The 19,780-nt window shown below is 76.1% G+C and carries 7 protein-coding genes, 3 tRNA genes and 3 pseudogenes; 8 read left to right on the top strand and 5 right to left on the bottom strand.

Annotated features, from left to right (window positions below; translation table 11 throughout):
- The first annotated feature begins 118 nt into the window (after positions 1-118).
- The 3 genes from IHE55_RS32650 to IHE55_RS14045 all read left to right on the top strand — a co-directional run bounded on the left by IHE55_RS32650 (position 119) and on the right by IHE55_RS14045 (position 4,550).
- Positions 119-1,396 carry a DUF1906 domain-containing protein gene (locus IHE55_RS32650; RefSeq protein WP_307826655.1) on the top strand — a complete coding sequence of 426 codons (1,278 nt, stop codon included), beginning with the start codon at positions 119-121 and terminating at the stop codon, positions 1,394-1,396.
- 173 nt (positions 1,397-1,569) lie between these two features.
- Complete coding sequence (locus IHE55_RS14050; RefSeq protein ID WP_197989336.1) at positions 1,570-2,100, top strand: SigE family RNA polymerase sigma factor; 531 nt, start codon at positions 1,570-1,572, stop codon at positions 2,098-2,100.
- A 779-nt stretch (positions 2,101-2,879) separates the two neighbouring features.
- The gene (locus IHE55_RS14045; RefSeq protein ID WP_197989335.1) at positions 2,880-4,550 is read left to right on the top strand and encodes a long-chain fatty acid--CoA ligase; all 1,671 of its coding nucleotides are present in this window, start codon (positions 2,880-2,882) and stop codon (positions 4,548-4,550) included.
- Between the two features lie 981 nt (positions 4,551-5,531).
- On the opposite strand, the pseudogene IHE55_RS33125 reads toward IHE55_RS14045, so the two are convergent.
- The 3 genes and pseudogenes from IHE55_RS33125 to IHE55_RS32270 all read right to left on the bottom strand — a co-directional run.
- A pseudogene (locus IHE55_RS33125) lies at positions 5,532-6,848 on the bottom strand (response regulator transcription factor); the annotation flags it as partial.
- 2,602 nt (positions 6,849-9,450) lie between these two features.
- A pseudogene (locus tag IHE55_RS33120) lies at positions 9,451-11,130 on the bottom strand (PAS domain-containing protein); the annotation flags it as partial.
- A gap of 180 nt (positions 11,131-11,310) precedes the next feature.
- Positions 11,311-11,838, bottom strand: coding sequence for an SSI family serine proteinase inhibitor (locus tag IHE55_RS32270; RefSeq protein WP_197989334.1), 528 nt, complete (start codon positions 11,836-11,838; stop codon positions 11,311-11,313).
- Positions 11,839-12,349: 511 nt separating this feature from the next.
- Here IHE55_RS32270 and IHE55_RS14025 point away from each other — a divergent pair.
- Positions 12,350-12,440, top strand: a tRNA-Ser gene (locus IHE55_RS14025).
- A 452-nt stretch (positions 12,441-12,892) separates the two neighbouring features.
- A tRNA-Arg gene (locus tag IHE55_RS14020) sits at positions 12,893-12,965 on the top strand.
- A gap of 318 nt (positions 12,966-13,283) precedes the next feature.
- On the opposite strand, the gene IHE55_RS14015 is transcribed toward IHE55_RS14020, so the two are convergent.
- Positions 13,284-13,886 carry a hypothetical protein gene (locus IHE55_RS14015; RefSeq protein WP_197989333.1) on the bottom strand — a complete coding sequence of 201 codons (603 nt, stop codon included), beginning with the start codon at positions 13,884-13,886 and terminating at the stop codon, positions 13,284-13,286.
- Positions 13,887-14,408: 522 nt separating this feature from the next.
- Here IHE55_RS14015 and IHE55_RS14010 point away from each other — a divergent pair.
- The 3 genes from IHE55_RS14010 to IHE55_RS14000 all read left to right on the top strand — a co-directional run bounded on the left by IHE55_RS14010 (position 14,409) and on the right by IHE55_RS14000 (position 17,420).
- Positions 14,409-14,482: transfer RNA gene (locus IHE55_RS14010), tRNA-Met, on the top strand.
- Positions 14,483-14,931: 449 nt separating this feature from the next.
- Positions 14,932-16,443 carry an MFS transporter gene (locus IHE55_RS14005; RefSeq protein WP_197989332.1) on the top strand — a complete coding sequence of 504 codons (1,512 nt, stop codon included), beginning with the start codon at positions 14,932-14,934 and terminating at the stop codon, positions 16,441-16,443.
- Between the two features lie 53 nt (positions 16,444-16,496).
- Positions 16,497-17,420 carry a TetR/AcrR family transcriptional regulator gene (locus IHE55_RS14000; protein ID WP_197989331.1) on the top strand — a complete coding sequence of 308 codons (924 nt, stop codon included), beginning with the start codon at positions 16,497-16,499 and terminating at the stop codon, positions 17,418-17,420.
- Positions 17,421-18,055: 635 nt separating this feature from the next.
- Here the strand turns inward: IHE55_RS14000 and IHE55_RS13995 are convergent.
- Positions 18,056-19,669: pseudogene (locus IHE55_RS13995) on the bottom strand (MDR family MFS transporter); the annotation flags it as partial.
- Between the last annotated feature and the right edge of the window lie 111 nt (positions 19,670-19,780).

Here is a 19,780-nt window from a genome sequence, read left to right as displayed (position 1 = left end):
CCAAGGGATTCAGGTGAGGTAGACGGTCAGACCGCGCGGCGGGGCAGACGGCTGAACCACGGGGCCGGTGCGGGCGTGTCACCCGGGTCCGGCGGTGACCGGCGCCTTCACTCCCGGTATGGACCGACAAAAAGGGATCATCAGATATGTGGTCGGCCTCTGTGCGGCGCTGACCGGGCTGGCGGTCGGCAGCGCCGTCCCCGCCACCGCCTCCGTGACCGGTGCCGTACCCGCCACCGCGTCCACGGCCGGTGCGGTCTCCCGGGCGGCCGCCCCGCAGCAGGCCCACGCGGCGCCGCCGCCCGCCGTGGTGCAGCCCGTGCCCGGCGGGTCGCGGGTCAGGGCGCCGGAATCCGTCCGCCCCGCACCCCACCCGCTCCGGCCCGGCCCGGCGGCCGGCCGCGGTGCGCTGACCGACCCGGGACCGCAGTCCGCCGCCGACCCGCGGACCGGCCCGGGGGCCACCCCCCAGTCCCCGTCCGGGTCCGCCGAGGCCGCCCGTCCGGGCGCGTCCCCGGTACCCGGGACCACTGGGACCACCGGGCCGGCTCAGGCATCCGGTACCTCGGGGGTCCCCGAGACACCCCTGACCCCGGCCGCCCCCGAGGCTCCGGGAGCGCCGGAGGAGGAAGCGGAGGCGCGGGTGGCCGGGATGCTGCCCGACCCGCAGGTGTACGGCGCCCGGATCTTCAAGGGCCGTGCCTTCGACACCTGCCACGCCCCCTCGCTGGCGACGCTGCGCGCCTGGCGCTCCTCGCCGTACCGGGCGGTGGGCATCTACTACGGCGGTCGCGGCCGGCACTGCGTCAAGCAGCCGCTGCTCAGCCGCGCCTGGGCGCTGGGGGCGAGGGAACTGGGCTGGGAGCTGCTCCCGGTCTACGTCGGCTCCCAGTCCCCGTGCGTCCGCAACAAGTCCAAGTGGGACGTAAGGATGGGCAGCCGGCCCTGGGAGCAGGGCCGCCGGGAGGGGCGCGACGCGGTCCGCCGCGCGCAGGAGCTCGGGATGATCAAGCGCAGCGCGCTCTACCTCGACATGGAGGCGTACGACCGGAAGAACACCAAGTGCGCCCGGTCCACCCTGCAGTACATCCGGGGCTGGAACCGCGAGGTGCGTTCCCGCGGCTACTTCCCCGGCTTCTACAGCAGCGCCAACTCCGGCATCCGCCACCTGGAGAGCGCCCGGCGGTCCGGCGTCCGCGACCTGCCCTCCGCCATGTGGTTCGCGCGCTGGGGGAAGAAGGCCGCCCTGTACGGCGAGCCGGCGCTGAGCTCCTCGGCCTGGCACCCGCACCGCCGCATCCACCAGTACGCGGGCAACGTCGGCGAGCGGCACGGTGGGCGGACCCTGCGCATCGACCGGAACCTGGTGGACGCCCCCGTCGCCATCGTCCGGTGAGCCGGGCCGGGGCCCCCGGCCGGGGCCCCGCCCGGAACAACCCTGAGGGGCGGGCACCACCTCCTCCGACCCCAGGAGGTGGTGCTTGCACCACCCCTACAACCAGAGGGTGACCCGGCTTCGGCACCTACGGCCGATACGTCAGGTGGTGCGGCACTCCTAGCGTGGAGGCCATGACCACCCCCGTATGCACCACCGCATCCAGCGCTGGGTTCCCGACGTTCACCTCCTACCTCCGGGACCGGGGGCCGGCACTGATGCGTACCGCCCGTTCGCTGACCGCCAGCCACTGCGACGCGGAGGATCTGCTGCAGACCGCGCTGACCAAGACGTATCTGGCGTGGGAGGGGATCGAGGACCACCGGGCCCTGGACGGCTACGTCCGGCGGGCGCTGCTGAACACCCGCACGTCGCAGTGGCGCAAGCGCCGGATCGACGAGTTCATCTGCGCGGAGCTGCCGGAGCCCGAGCCGGTACCGGCCACCGACCCGGCGGAACGGCAGATGCTGCGGGACGCGATGTGGCGCGCGGTGCTCAGGCTCCCCGCACGCCAGCGGGCCATGGTCGTCCTCAGGTATTACGAGGACCTGAGCGAGGCGCAGACGGCGGAGGTGCTCGGGGTGTCGGTGGGCACGGTCAAGAGCGCGGTCTCCCGGGCGCTCGGCAAACTGCGGGAGGACCCCGAGCTGCTCCACGCCCGCTGAACCGGCCGGGCGCGGGACGCCCCGCGGATGAGCGGTACCCGGCGGGTGCGTTCACCGGCGGGTGCGGACACCGGTGGGTGACACCCCGTGGGTACGGGTGGGGGTGCGGGATGCGCGGCGGGGACCGGGACTCCCGGCAGCAGGATGACCGGCGTACCGGCGACCGGTCCGCGAGCACCGGCGTTGGGCGGTACGACAAGGACGCGCAGGGGCGAGCAGGGCGGACGGGGGGAGGGCCGGGGGCCGGGGTCGGGGCCGGGCGTGCTCGTGCCGGGCGGCGCCACGCGGGCAGGAGCAGGGGCCGGCCCGGGTCGAGCCGGCCGGGCGGTCGCGCGTACGGGCGGACGGTCGCGCGTACGGGCGGGGGCGGCGGGGCGTGGCGCGACCGGGCGCGGGGCGCAGGGCGAACGAGCGCGGGGCGCGGGGCGGCGGGGGGCCGGCACCGGACCGCAGCAGGACTCACCACCACCGGTCCAGATCCGACTCCGCCGGGTGCAGGTCCGGCCCGCCGTCCCGGAGGGCGTTCACGTCGGCCCGGAGGGGTGTACCCGCAGGGCCGGTGTCCGACCCGTAGGGGGGATGTCCCCGTCGGGCCGTAGGGGTGTTCCCGCCGGGTCGCGGGGCCCGTTTCCGCCGGTCGGAAGGCCGGCTCGCCCGGCCCGCGCGGCGGGCGGCTTCACCGAACCGCGTCTTCGCAGGTAGTGACATACCGCTAGGTATGACAGCACAATCAGCGGAACCCTTACCCGCGCGTAACCTCGCCCTCGGGAGGCTCCCCCGTGTTGAGCACGATGCAGGACGTTCCCCTGACCGTGAGCCGCATCCTGCGGCACGGCTCGACCGTGCACAGCGGCTCCACCGTCACCACGTGGACCGGGGTGCCGGGCCAGGCACCGGTGCGGCGCACCTTCGGGGAGGTCGGCGCACGGGCGGCGCAGCTGGCGCACGCGCTGGGGGACGAGCTGGGGGTGGACGGGGACCAGCGGGTGGCCACCCTGATGTGGAACAACGCCGAGCACATGGAGGCGTACCTGGCGATCCCCTCCATGGGGGCGGTGCTCCACACGCTCAACCTGCGGCTGCCGGCGGACCAGCTGGCCTGGATCGTCAACCACGCCGCCGACCGGGTGATCATCGTCAACGGTTCGCTGGTCCCGCTGCTCGCGCCGCTGCTGCCCCAGCTGCCCACCGTGGAGCACGTGGTCGTCAGCGGGCCGGGGGACCTGACCCCGCTGGCGGGATGCGCCGCCCGGGTGCACGACTACGAGGAGCTGATCGCGGGCCGCCCGGTCGCGTACGACTGGCCGGAGGTGGACGAGCGGGACGCCGCCGCGCTCTGCTACACCTCCGGAACCACCGGCGACCCCAAGGGCGTGGCCTACAGCCACCGCTCGATCTACCTGCACTCGATGCAGGTCAACTCCGCCGAGGCGTTCGCCCTGGGCGCCGCCGACCTGCTGCTGCCGGTGGTGCCGATGTTCCACGTCAACGCGTGGGGCACCCCGCACGCGTCGTTCATGGCCGGCACCTCGATGCTGATGCCGGACCGCTTCCTCCAGCCGGCGCCGCTCGCCGAGATGATCGAGACGGTGCGGCCCACCATCGCCGCCGCGGTGCCCACCATCTTCCAGGGCCTGCTCGCCGAACTCGACGCCCGTCCCCGTGACGTCTCCTCGCTGCGCAGCGTGGTCATCGGCGGGGCGGCCTGTCCGCCCGCGCTGATGCGGGCGTTCCAGGAGCGGCACGGGCTGCGCGTCATCCACGCCTGGGGCATGACCGAGACCTCGCCGCTCGGCACGGTCGCCCATCCGCCCGCCGGAGTGTCCGAGGAGGAGGCGTGGGGGTACCGGGCCACCCAGGGCCGTTTCCCCGCCTCGGTGGAGGCCCGGCTGGCCGCGCCCGGTGGTGGTTTCCAGCCCTGGGACGGCGAGTCCGCCGGTGAGCTGGAGGTGCGCGGCCCGTGGATCGCGGGCGCGTACTTCGGCGGCGCCGCCGAGGAGCCCTTCCGTCCGGACGACAAGTTCAGCGAGGACGGCTGGCTGCGCACCGGCGACGTCGGCACCATCAGCCCGGACGGCTTCCTCACCCTCACCGACCGGGCCAAGGACGTCATCAAGTCGGGCGGCGAGTGGATCTCCTCGGTGGACCTGGAGAACCACCTGATGGGGCACCCGGACGTCGCTGAGGCCGCGGTGGTCGCCGTGCCCGACGAGAAGTGGGGCGAACGCCCGCTCGCCACCGTGGTGCTGAAGGAAGGCGCCACCGCCGGGTACCCGGAGCTGAGGGCGTTCCTCGCCGAACGTGTCGCCCGCTGGCAGCTGCCGGAGCGGTGGGCGCTGATCCCGGCGGTGCCCAAGACCAGCGTCGGCAAGTTCGACAAGAAGGTGATCCGGAGGCAGTACGCCGAGGGCGACCTGGACGTGACCGACGTGACCGACGCCACTGAGTGACCGACGCCGCCGGGTACCCGGGTGACCGACGTGGCCGGGTGACCGAACGAGACGGACGGGCCCGAGGCGGCGGTCGAGACCGGCGCGGCGGACGAGACCGGCGTGATCGGGTGACGGGCCGGTGGAACCCACACCCGGCACGGCCCGGCGGCGACCCCTCCCGGCCGGTGGGGGGCCGGCGGGCGACGGGGGTGAGGCGGCCCGGTGACGCCTCCCGGTACCGACCCGTCGCGGGCGTGGGCGGGCCGTCGGTGGGCGACGCGTAGCCCGTAGGGGCGGCCGTCGGCCGGCCGCGGCCGCGTGGCGTACCCGTACGGGTCGGTCCGGGCGGACCGGCGACCGGCTCCGTTCCCGGCCGGGCGCCCCTACGGGCCGGTGGTCGGCTTCGTCCTCCCGCCGGGTCTCCCCGTACGGGCCGGTGGCCGGCCCACGACGCACCGGGTCTCGTGCGGAGGGAGGGGCGGACGGGCGACCTGCGTGACGAGGAGCGGGCGTCCCCGCAGGCGGCCCCGGCGCGGCCGGTGAGCTGTGCCGGTCCGGGCGGGGGTCCTTTCGTAGGGGACGCGGCCCGGAGGGACCGGTGTCCGGCGCCGGGAGAGCGCAGGTCACCCCGGAAGGCGACCGGCCCGTACCGGCCGGCGGCCGGGCACCGTGCGCCGGGCCGGCGGCGGCCGGCTCCCGTTCCCCGGTACGGCCGGACCTGTACGTCCCGGCCGCCGCGCCCGGGTTCCGTGGTGGCTGGACCCGCATGCCAGGGCCGCCGTGCTCCGTGTTGACGGGGGCCGGACCCGTACCGCGGTGACGGGCTCCCGTACCCCTGTTACGGCCGGACCCGCACGGCGGCGACCCCCGCACTCGCTACGGCCGGAGCAACGGCGCATCGGCGACCGGCCCTCGCACCGGCGACCGGCCCCCGCTTCGACGGCCGGCCCCGCACCGGATACGGGCGGACCGGGCGGGCTCGGGCCGGGCCGCCGTCGCTCAGTTGGTGCCGATCTTCGCCAGCAGGTCCACGATCCTCGCCTGCACCTCCGCGCTGGTGGAGCGTTCGGCGAGGAAGAGCACCGTCTCGCCGGACGCCAGCCGGGAGAGCTGGCCGGGGTCGATGCCGGCCGAGGTGTACACCACCAGCGGGGTGCGGTTGAGCAGCCCGTTGCCGCGGAGCCAGTCCACGATGCCGGCCCGGCGGCGGCGCACCTGCATCAGGTCCATCACCACCAGGTTCGGCCGTGTCTGGGTGGCGAGGGCGACCGCGTCCGCGTCGGTGCCGGCCCGGGCGACCTGCATGCCGCGCCGCTCCAGGGTCGCGGTCAGCGCGGCGGCGATCGGCTCCTGTTCCTCGATCAGCAGCACCCGGGCCGGGTGCTGTTCGCCGTCCCGCGGGGCCAGCGCCTTGAGCAGGACGGCCGGGTCCGCGCCGTACGCCGCCTCCCGGGTGGCCTGGCCGAGGCCGGCCGTGACCAGTACGGGCACCTCGGCGGCCACCGCCGCGTTCCGCAGCGCCTGCAGGGCGGTCCGGGTGACCGGTCCGGTCAGCGGGTCCACGAACAGCGCGGCCGGGTAGGCCGCGATCTGCGCGTCCACCTCCTCCCGGGAGTTGACGATCACCGGCCGGTAGCCGCGGTCGCTCAGCGCCTGCTGGGTGGAGATGTCCGGCGCCGGCCAGACCAGCAGCCGGCGCGGGTTGTCCAGCGGCTCCGGCGGCAGCTCGTCGTCGAGCGGCGGCATCCGGTCGTCCACCACCTCCACCGCGCCGTTGGGGCCGTCGAGCGGCTCGGGCCCCTCGGCCCCCTCGTCCGGCGCGCCGATGGCGAAGGCCCGCCCCGGTGCGGCGGCGGCCGGTCCCGGCAGGTGCGGCTGTCCCGGCCCGGGCAGGTGCGGCTGTCCGGGCGCGGGCTGGGCACGGCGGCGGCCCGCCGGTTCCAGCGCCGCGGGCGCGGCCGGGTCCTCGGCCGGTTCGGGCCGCGCCGCCAGCTTGCGCCGCCGTCCGGAGCCCGCGCCGGCCTGACCGGGCCGGCCCTGCTGCTCGCCGGGGTGCTGGGTGAACGCCACGCCCTGCCCCAGGGTGCGCACGCTGATCGACCGGCCCTGGGAGGCGTCCGGGTCGTACGCCTGGCCGGGGGCGGGCGGTGCGGACAGCGCGGCGCGCCGGGGGCAGGCCGGGCGGGTCCTCGGGACCGTGGGCGGCATGCGACCGGGCGGGCACCCCGCCGGACGGGGTGGCGGGGCCGGCCGGGTCGCCGGGGCCGAGTCCGTGGCCCGGCGCGCGGCCGGGCACGTGCTCCGGCCCGGCGGCCCCGGACGCCGGTCCTGCGGCGCGGTGGCCACCGGTACCGGGCGCGGCGGTACCGGGAGCCGGGCCGTCGGGGCCGGCCGGGGTGCCGTATCCCTCCGGGACGTCCCCGGGCAGCGGCTGCCGCGGGGGGTCGGCGGCGAGCGACCGCCGGGCCCGGCGGCGTCCGGTGCCCTCCTCGACCCCCATGGGCCCGCCGGCCGGCGCGGGCTGCCCCGGTGCCTGCGGATAGGGGTTCTCCGGGGCGTACCCGAGGTCGTCGGGCGCGCTGCGGGCGGCGGGCAGCGCGGGCACGGCCGCCGCGCCCGCCTCCTCGCCGGTGCCGTCGTGGCCGGGGTGCGGGACCGGGCCGGGGGCACCGGGCCGCGCGGGCGCGCCGGTGAATCCGGGGGCGGCGGGCGCTGCGGGCCGTGCCGGTTCCGGTCCGGCCGCCCCGGGGCCGGACGGGTGCGGTACGCCGGCGGGCCGCGGCGGGCCGGCCGGATTCTCTCCGGGTACGTCGGGTCGTCCGGGCGCCGGCCCACCGGGTGCCGGCCGACCGCCGAGCGGGCCGGTCGCGGAGCGGCCACCGGGCGTACCGGGGGCGGCCGTCCCCGGCCCGGCCGCGCCGACCGGGCCTCCTGCGGCCCCGGGACCGGCGGCCGGGGCGGTGCCCGGACCGGCCGGCGGCCACGCGTCCCCGGGCTGCGCCCCGGCGGCCGGCGGCCGGCCGCCGTGCGGTGCGGGCCCGGCCGGGGGCACCCGGCGGTGCCCCGTCCCGGGCACCCCGCCGTGCGGCGTGTCCGCCGGCGGGGTGGCGGCCGGTCCGCCCCAGGCGTCCCGCGGAGGGGCGGCGTCCGCCGCCGGGGCCGCACCGGGCCGGCCCTGGGCCGGCAGCAGCCCGGCCGGGCCCAGCCCGGCGGGGAGGTCGCCGTGCGGCGCGCGGTCGGCCGCGGCCGGGGGCAGGGCGAACGGCGCCCGGGCGCCGGACGGTTCGGCGGCGTGCGCGGCCGGCCGCCCCTGGCCCTGACCCACCGGTGCGTCGCCGGGCACCTCGGCCAGCGTGCGGCGGGCGCGGCGCCGGCCGGTGCCCGGCGGGACCTGGGCGGGGAACGGCGGCTCGACCGGGCCGGCCTGGGCGGGCAGGGCGGCGACCGGACCGGCCGGCGGCTCGGCGCCCCGGCCCCCGGGGACACCCCGAGCGCCGGGAACACCCTGGTCGCCCGGAACCCCCGGGTTCCCCGGGACGCCCCGGGGTCCGGGGGCGCCCTGCTCCGCGGGGGCCCGGTGGTCTCCCGGTACCGGCCCGGACGGGCCGTGGCCGGCCGTGGCCGGGCCGCGGTGGCCCGGTACGCCCGGGGCGGCGGGTGCGTGGGCCCCCGGCGCGACCGGTGCCATGCCGGCCGGTCCGGGCCCCTGGGCGCGGGCGGCGTCGGCGGCGGCGGGCGGCAGCGCGAACGCGGCGCGGCCGGCCGGCTGACCGCCGGGCGCCGGCGCGGCCTCGGTCCGCTCGGCCGGTCCCGCGTGGCTGCGGCGCGCCCGCCGGCCGGTCGGCGCGGGGTAGGGGCCGCCGGGCGCCGGCAGCGCGGTGCCCGGCGGGGTGGGGCCGGCGCCCCGGGCGGGGTCACCGGGGAGGGCCGGGTCACCGGGGCCGGCGTCCGGGCCGGGGCCGTGTCCGGGCGTGCCGGGGCCGGCGTCCGGGCCGGGCACGCCGGCCGCCGGGTGCGGTCCCTCCTGCGGCCGGGGGCGGGCCCGGCGCCGGCCGGTCGGCGGCGGCAGCATCGCCGTACCCGACCCGTCCGTGCCCTCCGCGTCACCGTCGGCCGCCGGGCTCGCGCCGTGCGCCGGGCCGCCGGCCGGAAGACCGTGGGCCGGAACCCCGCCGGCCGGGGTCGGCACGCCGGGCCCACCGGCAACGCCGGGCCCACCCGGAACGCCCGGCCCACCGGGCCCACCCGGAACGCCCGGCCCACCGGGCACGCCGGGTACGGCGCGGGGGACGCCGAGTGCACCGGGGCCGCCGGGCACGCCGGGAGCGCCGACCGGGGGGACCGGGGTGTTGCCGTCAGCGCCGTCGCCGTGCAGCCCGGCGGCGCCGCCGCCCGGCAGCGCGCCGTCCGCCCCGCCCGCGGTGCCTCCGCCCGCGGTGCCTCCGGCCAGGGTGTCCCCGGCCCGGGTGCCGGCGCCGTCCGTACCGCCCGCCGGAGCACCGGCCCGCCGGGCCCGGCGGCCGGACGGCGCGCCCGCGACGGCCCCGGTGGTGTCCACCTCGCCGGTACCGTCCGGTGCCGCCGCCCCGGCGGCACCGGCACCGCCCGTGGCCTTGCCGTCCGCGGGTCCGCCGGCCGGCCCCGGCCGCACGGCACCCGAAACCCCGTCAGGGGCCCCCGGTACGCCGTCGGGGGTCCCCGAGGCACCGTCAGGGGACGCCGCGGCGCCGGCCACCGTGCCGCCACCCGCCGTACCGCCGCCCGCCGTACCGCCGCCCGCCGTACCGCCGCCCGCCGTACCGCCACCCGCCGTGCCGCCGCCCGCCGTAGCGCCGGCCACCGTGCCGGAGCCGCCGCCGGAGGTGCCGCCCGCCGGCGCACGGCCCGCCGCCGCGCCGTCCCCGGCCGCCGCCTCCCGGGCCGCGGCCGTCAGCGGCACCTCCAGGACGAAGGCGGTCCCGCCGGTCCCCGGCAGCTGGTGGGTCTGGAGGACGCCGCCGTGCCGCCGCACCACGCCGCGCACGATCGGACCGTGCACCGGGTGGCCGCCCGGGTAGGGCCCGCGCACCTCGATGCGCACCACCTCGCCGCGCTGTGCCGCGGCGACCACGATGGTGGAGTCGCCGGTGGCACCGCCCATCGCGTGGCCGGTCGGGTCCACCCCGGCGACGTCCGCGATCAGGTGCGCCAGCGCCTGCGCCAGCCGCTCCGGGTCCACCTCGGCGCGGATCGGCGGCGCGTGCACCGCGAACTGCGCGCGTCCCGGGCCGATCAGCTCGACCGCGCCGTCCACCCCGGCCGCCACCACCCCGTCCAGCGAGACCTCGCGGAAGACGGGCTCGTCCTGTCCTCCCTCCAGCCGCTGGTAGCTGAGCACGTTGTCCACCAGCGTGGTCATCCGGGCGTAGCCGGCGGCGAGGTGATGCAGGATCTGGTTGGCCTCCGGCCACAGCTGCCCGGCCGGGTCGTCGGCGAGCGTGCCGAGTTCGCGGCGCAGCTCCAGCAGCGGACCGCGCAGCGAGCCGTCGAGCACCGCCAGCAGCTGGGCGTTGCGGGAGCCGAGCGACCGCACCTCACGGGTGTGCCGCTCCTCCAGCGCCCGGTACCGCTCCTCCTGCTCGGCCAGCATGGCGTCGTAACGCTCGTTCTGCTCGGCGAGCATGGCGTCGTAGCGCTCGTTCTGCTCCGCCTCCAGCGCCCGGTACCGCTCCTCCTGTTCGGCGAGCATGGTGTCGTAGCGCTCGTTCTGCTCGGCGAGCATGTCGTCGTAGCGCTTGTTCTGCTGCGCCACCATCTCGTCGTAGGGGCGCCGGTCGGTGAACGTCATCACCGCGCCGACCAGCTGGTCCCCGTCGCGCACCGGGGCGGTGGTGAGGTCCACCGGCACCTGGCTGCCGTCCTTGGCCCACAGCACCTGGTTGCGGACCCGGTGCTTGCGGCCGGAGCGGAGGGTGTCGGCGACCGGGGACTCCTCGTACGGGAACGGTGTGCCGTCCGGCCGCGAGTGGTGCACCAGCGGGTGGAGTTCCCGGCCGCCCAGGTCGCTGGCGCGGAACCCCAGGATCTGCGCGGCGGCCGGGTTGACCAGGACGACCTTGCCCTCGGTGTCGACGCCGACCACGCCCTCGGCGGCGGCGCGCAGGATCATCTCGGTCTGCCGCTGCTGCCGGGCGAGTTCGGCCTCGGTGTCCAGCGTGCCGGTGAGGTCGCGCACCACCAGCATCAGCAACTCGTCGCCGGTGTAGCTGTGGTGGTCGGCGTAGGGGGTGCGGCCGTCCTCCAGGTTGGCGCTGGTGACCTCCACCGGGAACTGCACCCCGTCGGTGCGCCGGGCGATCATCCGGGTCGGCCGGGTGCGGCCGCCCTCCCGGTCGTCCGGGCGGCGCATCGAACCGGGGATGCGCTTGGAATCGAACGACGGCAGCAGGTCCAGCAGCCCGCGGCCGACCAGCGCGGTGCCCGGCGTCTCGAAGGTCTCCAGCGCGATGTGATTGGCGTTGACGACCGTCCCGTTGCAGTTGACCAGCAACAACGCGTCGGGGAGGGCGTCGAGTATGGCTGCGAGGCGAGCAGCGCCTCGGGATGGCCTGCTGCTCACGACGACGCTTCCTCCCTGGTTACCGCACCTTGCCGACACTCGCGGCCATCCTGCCGTTCGGTCCGTGGAGTGTCACTAGGAGGGAGTCTACGGGCAGGGTGTGCCGCGGCAGCGGGGGAAGTCGGGGAGGTACTGCCACGGCCTTGTGCGACTCGCCGCACCCCGGACATGTGGGTTCCGTCACGCGTGGGTCGCGGGAAGGAGCGGCACCAGCCGGTTCCAGCGCGCGATCTCGCAGCCGTCCGCCCGGCTGAACCGGGCGCTCACCGGCCGCCCGGACCAGACGCCCACCACCCGCGCGGTGGCCGGCCCCCCGTACTGCATGGTGCAGTGGGTGCCCCGCGGCACCGGCGCGAACGGGTCCCGGCCCCACCGCGCCACCTCGTCCAGCCGGTCGCACGCGGCACCGGCCGCCGTATGGGTGCCCCCGCTCGGGTGACAGTCCACGGTGTACGTCCCGTCGTGGGCCCGGATGCCGGTGCCGGAGACGGTGACGACCAGGTGGTCGGTGGTGGTCGGGCGGCCGGCGGTGGTCAGCTGGTCGGTGGTGGCCGGGCCGCCGGGGGCGGTTGTGGGGCGGGAGTGCGCGGCGGCGTCCGGCGCGTACCGGGCCGGCAGCGGGTCCGGCAGCGGTGTGGCGGCGGCCGGTACGGACGCCATGGCGGCGGCGGTCACGGCGGTGGCGAGGGCGAGGCGGCGCAACGGCATGACGGGCACTCCCGGGGTACGGAGGACAGGGCGCACTGCCCTGCCGTCCTCTCTAACGCGGGTACGCCCCGCGCGTTGCGCCGCCGCCCGGGCGCTGCGGTGTTCGAGGTGGCGGCCGTACCGGACGGAAGCGGCACATGAAGCGGCCGGGGGGCGGGGTCCGTGGGGGGGCCGAGCCCGTGGGGACGGCTGCGCCCCCCGGATCGGTGAGGGGCGGTACGGGCCGGGTGCGGCCGGCGCGGCGACCGGCGGTGCGGGCGGCAGGGAACACAAGGAGAGGGAGGGGGAGAGGGGGGCCGAGGGACAGCGGGGGAGGGACGGCGCGGGAGTGACACGGGAGGGGGGAGGCCGTACCGGGCGGCGGCCGTACCGGACGGAAGCGGCACATCAAGGGCTTTGCCGCTCCACCCGGCGGCCTAGTACCGTAGAACGCGATTGGTGGTCGGCCGTCCGGCTGTGCCATCATCTGCACACACGCCGCATCGCGCCCGCGCGAGTGTGGTGCTGTGCTGGAGGCGTCGCCTAGTCCGGTCTATGGCGCCGCACTGCTAATGCGGTTTGGGTTTTACCGCCCATCGAGGGTTCAAATCCCTCCGCCTCCGCAGGTACGAGGGCCCCCGGTCGATCCGACCGGGGGCCCTTCGTCATGTTCCGCCCGGCGTGTGCCGTCTCCGCGGGACCGCCCGGTGTGCGCCGCCGGGTCCGCCCGGCGGATGTCGGGTCGGGTCTGCGGGGCCGTCCGGCGTCTGCCGGGGCCGCGGGCCCGTCCGGCGTTCCGGCACGGTGTCCCGTTCCCGTGCGCACCGTCCGTGCCACCGGCGTCGCGCGTCCCGCCGTCGCTACGCCCCGTGTCCGCGCCGCGCGCGCCCTCGCGCGGCGCGCGGTCCCGGTTCCACCACGCCCCCGGGCGCCGCGGGTCGACCCTGAACGATCTTGCGTCCGGCCGTTTGTGCAGGTCAGAGGGGGTGAGGGGAATGGATTTCGCCTCACGCCGCAGGTCATGTAATGTTGTTCCCGCAACGCCGACCGGCAAGAAAAACCGCCGGGAAGCCAAGCGCTCGTAGCTTAACGGATAGAGCACTTGACTACGGATCAAGAGGTTGCAGGTTCGAATCCTGCCGAGCGCGCAGCAGCCGAGAGGCCCCTTCCGATCACGGAAGGGGCCTCTGGCGTTTGCGGTGACGGTGGTGGGGCGGCGGGTATGACCGCCGTCGTGACAGTGAGGGTGAGGGCGGGGACGGCAGCCGTGCGGTGGGCCACGGCGCCCGCCACCGGCCGCCGCCGAGGCACCGGCCGGCGGCCGCCCGCGGAAGGCGCCTGCCGCCCGTCGCCGGCCGCCTCCGCAACGAGGTGTGGCGCCGACCGGGTTGGGGCCGGCATCACAGGACACCCGGGGCGCCGGTGCCGGAGACACCCGTCCGGGGCTCCGGCGGTCCGTCACCCCGTCACTTCCCGGCCCGCCAGAACACCGGCTCCTTGTCGTAGTCCCCGGTGTAGACGATCACCGAGGGCTGCTCGCCCTCGGGCAGGAGGAAGACCGCGCACTGGGTGACCTTGGCGCCGGGGGCGAAGGAGTCCACCGGGGCGGCCGGGCACTCCTTCACCTCGTCCCCCACGGTGACGGTCGAGGTGCCGTCCTCGCCGCGGCTGTCCCGCAGCTTGGCGGCGCCGGCCAGGAAGGGGTATTCGAGGGTGCTCTTCCCGGTGTTCTCGAAGTCGAAGGTGACGTAGTACGGCTGCATCCCGCGCTCCTCGGCGTCCAGCCGCACCGCGTCGAGGTCCGACACGGTGCCCTTGGTCACGCTCTTCGCCGTGACGCTCAGCACGGTGCCGCGCCCGGAGCCGCGCTGGTAGCTCACGGTGGTCCGCTCGCCCAGGGCCAGGGTCTTGCCGGCGTCGCCGTCCACCGGCTTGCTCGCCGTCGGCGCGGGACCCTTCGTCGGGGTCTCGGTGCCCCCGCCCTGGGCGTTGTTCTCGTTGCAGGCCGTGCCCAGCAGGGCGAAGCCGGTGACACAGGCGAGTACGGCGGCGGATCGGTGTATGCGCATGGTGATTCCCCGTGGGTCGGTGCTGTGGTGTGCGTGGCGGGTGCGGCCCGGGTGGACCCGGTGCGGCGGCGGGCTGCCGCGGCGGGTGGGCCGGGCGCGGCGGTGGGGGCGTCGCCCGGTCATCATGTCCGGCGTGGATGGCATATCCCGGCGTCAAGATCCACCCGCAGCGGGGCTGAGACGGCGCCGTTGCAAAGTAACCACCACCGGAGAGCGGACCGTGTGCCCCGTGCGCCCCGCCGCCCGGGCCGTGCGCCTCGGGCCCGGGCCGTACGGCGGGCGGCGGAGCCGGCCAGGAGGCCGGGCGGGGTGAGCCGGGCCGGTCGGGTGCGGATGGCGGGGCCGGGCCGGTCGGGCCGTCGGCCGGGTCCGCCGGTCCACCCGGCCCACCCGGTCCGCCGGGTCTGCCCGGTCACAACGGCGGGGCCGGGGCTCCGGGACCCGTGCGGAAGGCCGTACGGCGGGGCCGCAGGGAATGGATTTCCTATCGACGGGGGATTGCCGTAGGGTTACACCTACCGACGCGGGGTGGAGCAGCTCGGTAGCTCGCTGGGCTCATAACCCAGAGGTCGCAGGTTCAAATCCTGTCCCCGCTACTCGCACCCGAGGGCCCGGCATCATTACGATGCCGGGCCCTCGGTCGTTCTCCGCCCCTGGCGTCTCTCCCTCCGGCGTCTTCGGCGCCCGCGCCCGGCGTCCTTCCGCACCGGCCTCGCCCCGGAACCCCGGGTGCCTCGGGCTCCCGACCCGGCATTGCCCCCGGTAGGCCTGGGGGTGGTCCCCGCGGCGACGGCGGCCCCGGTGTCCGGCAGCCGGTCCTGCCGCCGGTACCGCCCGGCCGCCGCGCCGCGCCGTGCCGCTCCCCGTTCTCCCGGTCCCGCGACCGACCTCCCCGGTCTCCCGCCCATCCCCTGCGCGCCCGGGGGCGCGTGCCTCCCGCTCCGTGCGCCGGTGGCCACGAAAAGTGTTGTACAAGCGGATCCGACCACTTGTACGGTGTACAGCTGTACCCATACGCCGTACACCGTACAAGGGGGGCGCCGTCATGTCGGCGACAGCTGCAGAGGAATCCACCACACCACCGACGTCGGGCGGTGGTCATCCGCAGCGCTGGCTGATCCTGGGCGTCATCTGTCTGGCGCAGCTCACCGTGCTGCTGGACAACACGGTGCTCAACGTCGCCATCCCCTCCCTCACCCGGGAGATGGACGCCTCCACCGCGGACATCCAGTGGATGATCAACGCGTACTCCCTGGTCCAGTCGGGTCTGCTGCTCACCGCGGGCAGCGCCGCCGACCGTTACGGGCGCAAGAAGATGCTCGCCATCGGGCTGGCCCTGTTCGGGATCGGATCGTTCATCGCCGGGATGTCGGAGAGCGCCGGCCAGCTGATCGCCGCCCGCGCGGGCATGGGCATCGGCGGTGCGGTGCTGATGACCACCACGCTCGCGGTGGTGGTGCAGATCTTCGACGAGAGCGAGCGCACCAAGGCGATCGGTGTGTGGGGTGCGGTCAGCTCGCTCGGTTTCGCGGGCGGTCCGCTGATCGGCGGCGTCCTGCTGGACCACTTCTGGTGGGGCTCGATCTTCCTGATCAACATCCCGGTCGCGGCGATCGGGCTGGTGGCCGTGCTCAAGATGGTCCCGGAGTCGAAGAACCCGTCCGGTGACCGGCCCGACCTGGTGGGTGCGCTGCTCTCCACCATCGGTATGACCGGGGTCGTCTTCGCCATCATCTCCGGGCCGGAGGACGGCTGGACGTCCGCCAAGGTGCTGGTGTCCGCCGCCGTCGGAGTGGTGGTGCTCGCCGTGTTCGCGGTGTGGGAGAGCCGCATCCCGTATCCGATGCTGGACATGGCGTTCTTCGCCGACCGCCGCTTCGTCGGCGCGGTGGCCGGCGGCATCCTGGTCGCCTTCGGCATGGGCGGCTCGCTCTTCCTGCTCACCCAGCACCTCCAGTTCGTCCTCGGGTACGACCCGCTGGACGCCGGGCTGCGCACCGCGCCCCTCGCGCTGGTGATCGTGGTGCTCAACGTCTCGGGCGTGGGCGCGCGGCTGCTGCCGAAGCTCGGCACGCCGCTCACCATCGTGATCGGCATGGGCACGATCGCGGGCGGCCTCGCGGCCATCGCCACGCTGGGCGCGGACGACTACTCCGGGATGCTCGTCGGGCTGGTGCTGATGGGTATCGGCATCGCGATATCCATGCCGGCCATGGCCACCGCGATCATGTCGGCGATCCCGCCGGAGAAGGCCGGTGTGGGCGCCGGGGTCAACGGCACGCTCACCGAGTTCGGCAACGGTCTCGGTGTGGCCGTGCTGGGCGCGGTGCTCAACTCCCGGTTCGTGGCGCTGCTGCCGGCCGTCGCCGCCGGTGCCTCGTCGCTGCCGGACGCGGTCGAGGCCGCCCGCACCCCGCAGGACCGGCAGGCGGTGGCCGACGCCTTCGCCTCCGGGGTGGAGACCAGCCAGCTGGTGGGCGCGGCCGCGGTGCTGGCGGGCGGTGTGCTGGCGGCGCTGCTGCTCCGCCGGGCGGAGCGGACGACCCCCGGCCGGTGACCGCCATAGCATCGAAGGGAAGCACCACCCCCGGGCCGGAAGGAGAACGTGCCATGGCCTCCGTCGGCCGCGCCGGCCGTACGCACAGCAGTGTCTGGCTCTCGGACCGGCCGGCTGCCCGTCGCCGGCCGGACCCCGAGCAGGGCACCGGTACCGGCCACGGGCGGGACCAGGCGGCCGGGCTGGACCGCGACCGGATCGTCGCCGTCACGGTCCGGCTGCTGGACGACGAGGGGCTGGCGAAGTTCTCCATGCGGCGGCTCGCCGCCGAGCTGGGCGTCACCGCGATGTCCGTCTACTGGTACGTGGACACCAAGGACGACCTGCTGGAACTCGCGCTCGACCAGGTGCACGGCGAGGTGGTGCTGCCGGAGACGGTTCCCGCGGCGGACGGCGGGGCCCTCTCCGGCCCGGCGCCGGACGCCGGGGGCCCGGCGGTCACTCCGGACCCGGCAGGCACCCCGGTTCCGGCGGACACCGCGGACCCGGCGGACGCCCCGGTGGGCGCGGAGGGTGACTGGCGGGCGCAGTTGCGGCAGATCGCCGTGGAGTACCGCTCGCTGCTGGTCCGTCACCCGTGGGTGACCCAGCTGATCGGCCGGTACCTCAACGTGGGCCCCCGCTCCCTGGCCATCTCCAGCGCGACGCTGCGGGTGGTCGTGCGCAGCGGTCTCCCGGCGGACCAGCGGACCGGCGCGCTTTCCGCCGTCTTCCAGTTCGTCTACGGTTTCGCCACCATCGAGGGGCTGCTGCGGGCCCGGTGCCGCGAGGCCGGCGTCAGCATGGACGACTACTTCCGGGACGTGCTGCGGACGGTCGAGGCCCGGCCGGAGTTCCAGGAGACCCTGCTGGCGGCCAACCAGTTCGAGGAGATGCGGAGCGGCCGCACCATCGAGGAGCGGCACGACCGGGACTTCGCCTTCGCGCTCGACACGGTGATCGCCGGGATCGAGGCGATGCGCGACCGGCCGCGGTAGCGCGGCGGCCCGTGCCGGTGCCGTTCCGGGTGCCGGTGCCTTGACGCCGTACCGGTCCCGGTGCCGTACCGGGTGCCGGTCCCGGCGCCGTACGGGTGCGGGAAGCCGCTGCCGGCCATCGGGACCCGCCGCCCGCCCCGCCGGTGCGGCCGTTTCCCGGGCAAGGCGGCACGGCCGCGAGCAACGGTGCGTCGGCCCCGTCGGTGGCCGTGGAAGCCGATACGCGCGGAAGGCCCGTGTGCCGGTGCGTCGGTACGCGCGGAAGGTCCGTACGCCGGTGCGCCGGTATGCGCGGGAGTCCGTACGCCGGTAGGCCCTCATGCGCGGAGGACCTCGTAGGCCCCGTACGCCTCGTACGCACGGAAGCCGGGCCGTACGCACGGAAGCCGGGCCGTACGCACGGAGGCCGGGCCGGAGAACCGGCCCGGCTCGTGCCGGTCCGGGCGGCGCGGGCAGGCCGTCCCCTGCCTGTGGTCCCGCTGCCGCCCGGACCGTGTCCCCGGGACCGTCCGTGGCCGGTACGGTCCCGGTCCGGGCCGCCGGGCACGTCTCCGCTCGACGCGTGCCCGGCGTCCGGGGTCCTGGTCACCCGCCGGGGGAGGCGGGTGACATCGGGGCTATCCCCTGCCGTCCCGCGCGCCGTCGGCGGGCGAGCCGCTGGTGGCGCCGGCCGGTACGTCCGCGCTCTCCGCGGCGGGGACCCGGGCGGCGGCCGGGGTGTCCGGCATGCCGGCCCGTTCCGTCCCGCCCAGGGTGGTCTTCAGCGCGACCTCCTTGATGAAGACGGAGAGGATGAAGGCGATCAGGGCGGCCGGCGCGGCGAACAGGAAGATGTCCGCGACGCCGTGCCCGTAGGCGCTCTCCACCACCTCGCGCAGCGGCGGCGGCATCTTGTCCAGGTCCGGGATGGCCCCGCCGGCGGTACCGCCGTGGCTCGCGGCGGCGCCCTCCGGGCCCAGTTCGGCGAGCCCGTCCTTGACGTAGCGGGTGACCCGGTTGGCCATCACCGCGCCGAGCGCGGAGACACCGACCGCACCGCCGAGGGAGCGGAAGAAGGTGACCACCGAGCTGGCGGCGCCGAGGTCCTGCGGCGCCACCTGGTTCTGGGTGGCCAGCACCAGGTTCTGCATCATCATGCCGATACCCAGGCCCAGCAGTGTCATGTACACCGCGATGTGCCAGTAGGGGGTGTCGTAGCGCATGGTGCCCAGCAGGCCGAGGCCCGCGGTGACCAGCGCGCCGCCGGCGACCAGCCACGCCTTCCAGCGGCCGGTCTTGGTGATGATCTGGCCGGAGACCGTGGAGGAGACGAACAGCCCGCCGATCATCGGGATGGTCAGCACGCCGGACATGGTCGGCGACTCGCCCCGGGCCAGTTGGAAGTACTGGCTGAAGAAGACGGTGCCGGAGAACATCGCGATGCCGACGAAGAGCGAGGCCAGCGAGGCGAGGGTGATCGTCTTGTTGCGGAACAGCCGCAGCGGCACGATCGGCTCGCTCGCCCGGGACTCCACCAGGACGAAGATCCCGCCGAGGACCACCGAACCGCCGACCATCGCACCGGTCTGCCAGGAGATCCAGTCGTAGTTGTCACCGGCCAGGGTGACCCAGATGAGCAGCAGGGAGACGGCCGCGCTGATGAAGAAGGCGCCGGCCCAGTCCACCTTGACGTCCCGCTTCACCACGGGCAGCTTCAGGGTCTTCTGGAGGACCACCAGGGCGATCACCGCGAACGGCACGCCGACGTAGAAGCACCAGCGCCAGCCGAGCCACGAGGTGTCGGTGATGACACCGCCGAGCAGCGGACCGCCGACGGTGGCGACGGCGAAGGTGGCGCCGAGGTAGCCGCTGTACCGGCCGCGCTCGCGCGGCGAGATCATCGCGGCCATCACGATCTGGGCGAGGGCGGACAGACCGCCCACACCTATGCCCTGGACGACCCGGCAGGCGATCAGCATGCCAGCGCTCTGCGACAGGCCGGCGACCACCGAGCCCGCCACGTAGATCACCAGCGACGCCTGGACCAGCAGCTTCTTGCTGAACAGGTCGGAGAGCTTGCCCCACAGCGGGGTGGCGGCCGTCATCGCCAGCAGCGCGGCGGTGACCACCCAGGTGTAGGAGGACTGGCTGCCGTGGAGATCGGCGATGATCTCCGGCAGGGCGTTGGAGACGATGGTGGACGACAGGATCGCCACGAACATGCCCAGCAGCAGGCCGGAGAGGGCCTCCATGATCTGCCGGTGGGTCATCGGCGCGTCGGCGGTGCCGGCCCCGTGGTGCCTGGCGTGGCCGGGGCGCCCCGCGGGTTCCCGCACACCGCCGTCCGGTGTGGTGGTTGCCATGAACTTCCTTTACGAATA

Source organism: Streptomyces pactum, assembly GCF_016031615.1.
Classification (GTDB): domain Bacteria; phylum Actinomycetota; class Actinomycetes; order Streptomycetales; family Streptomycetaceae; genus Streptomyces; species Streptomyces pactus.
This window is presented reverse-complemented; position numbering and strand designations above follow the sequence as displayed.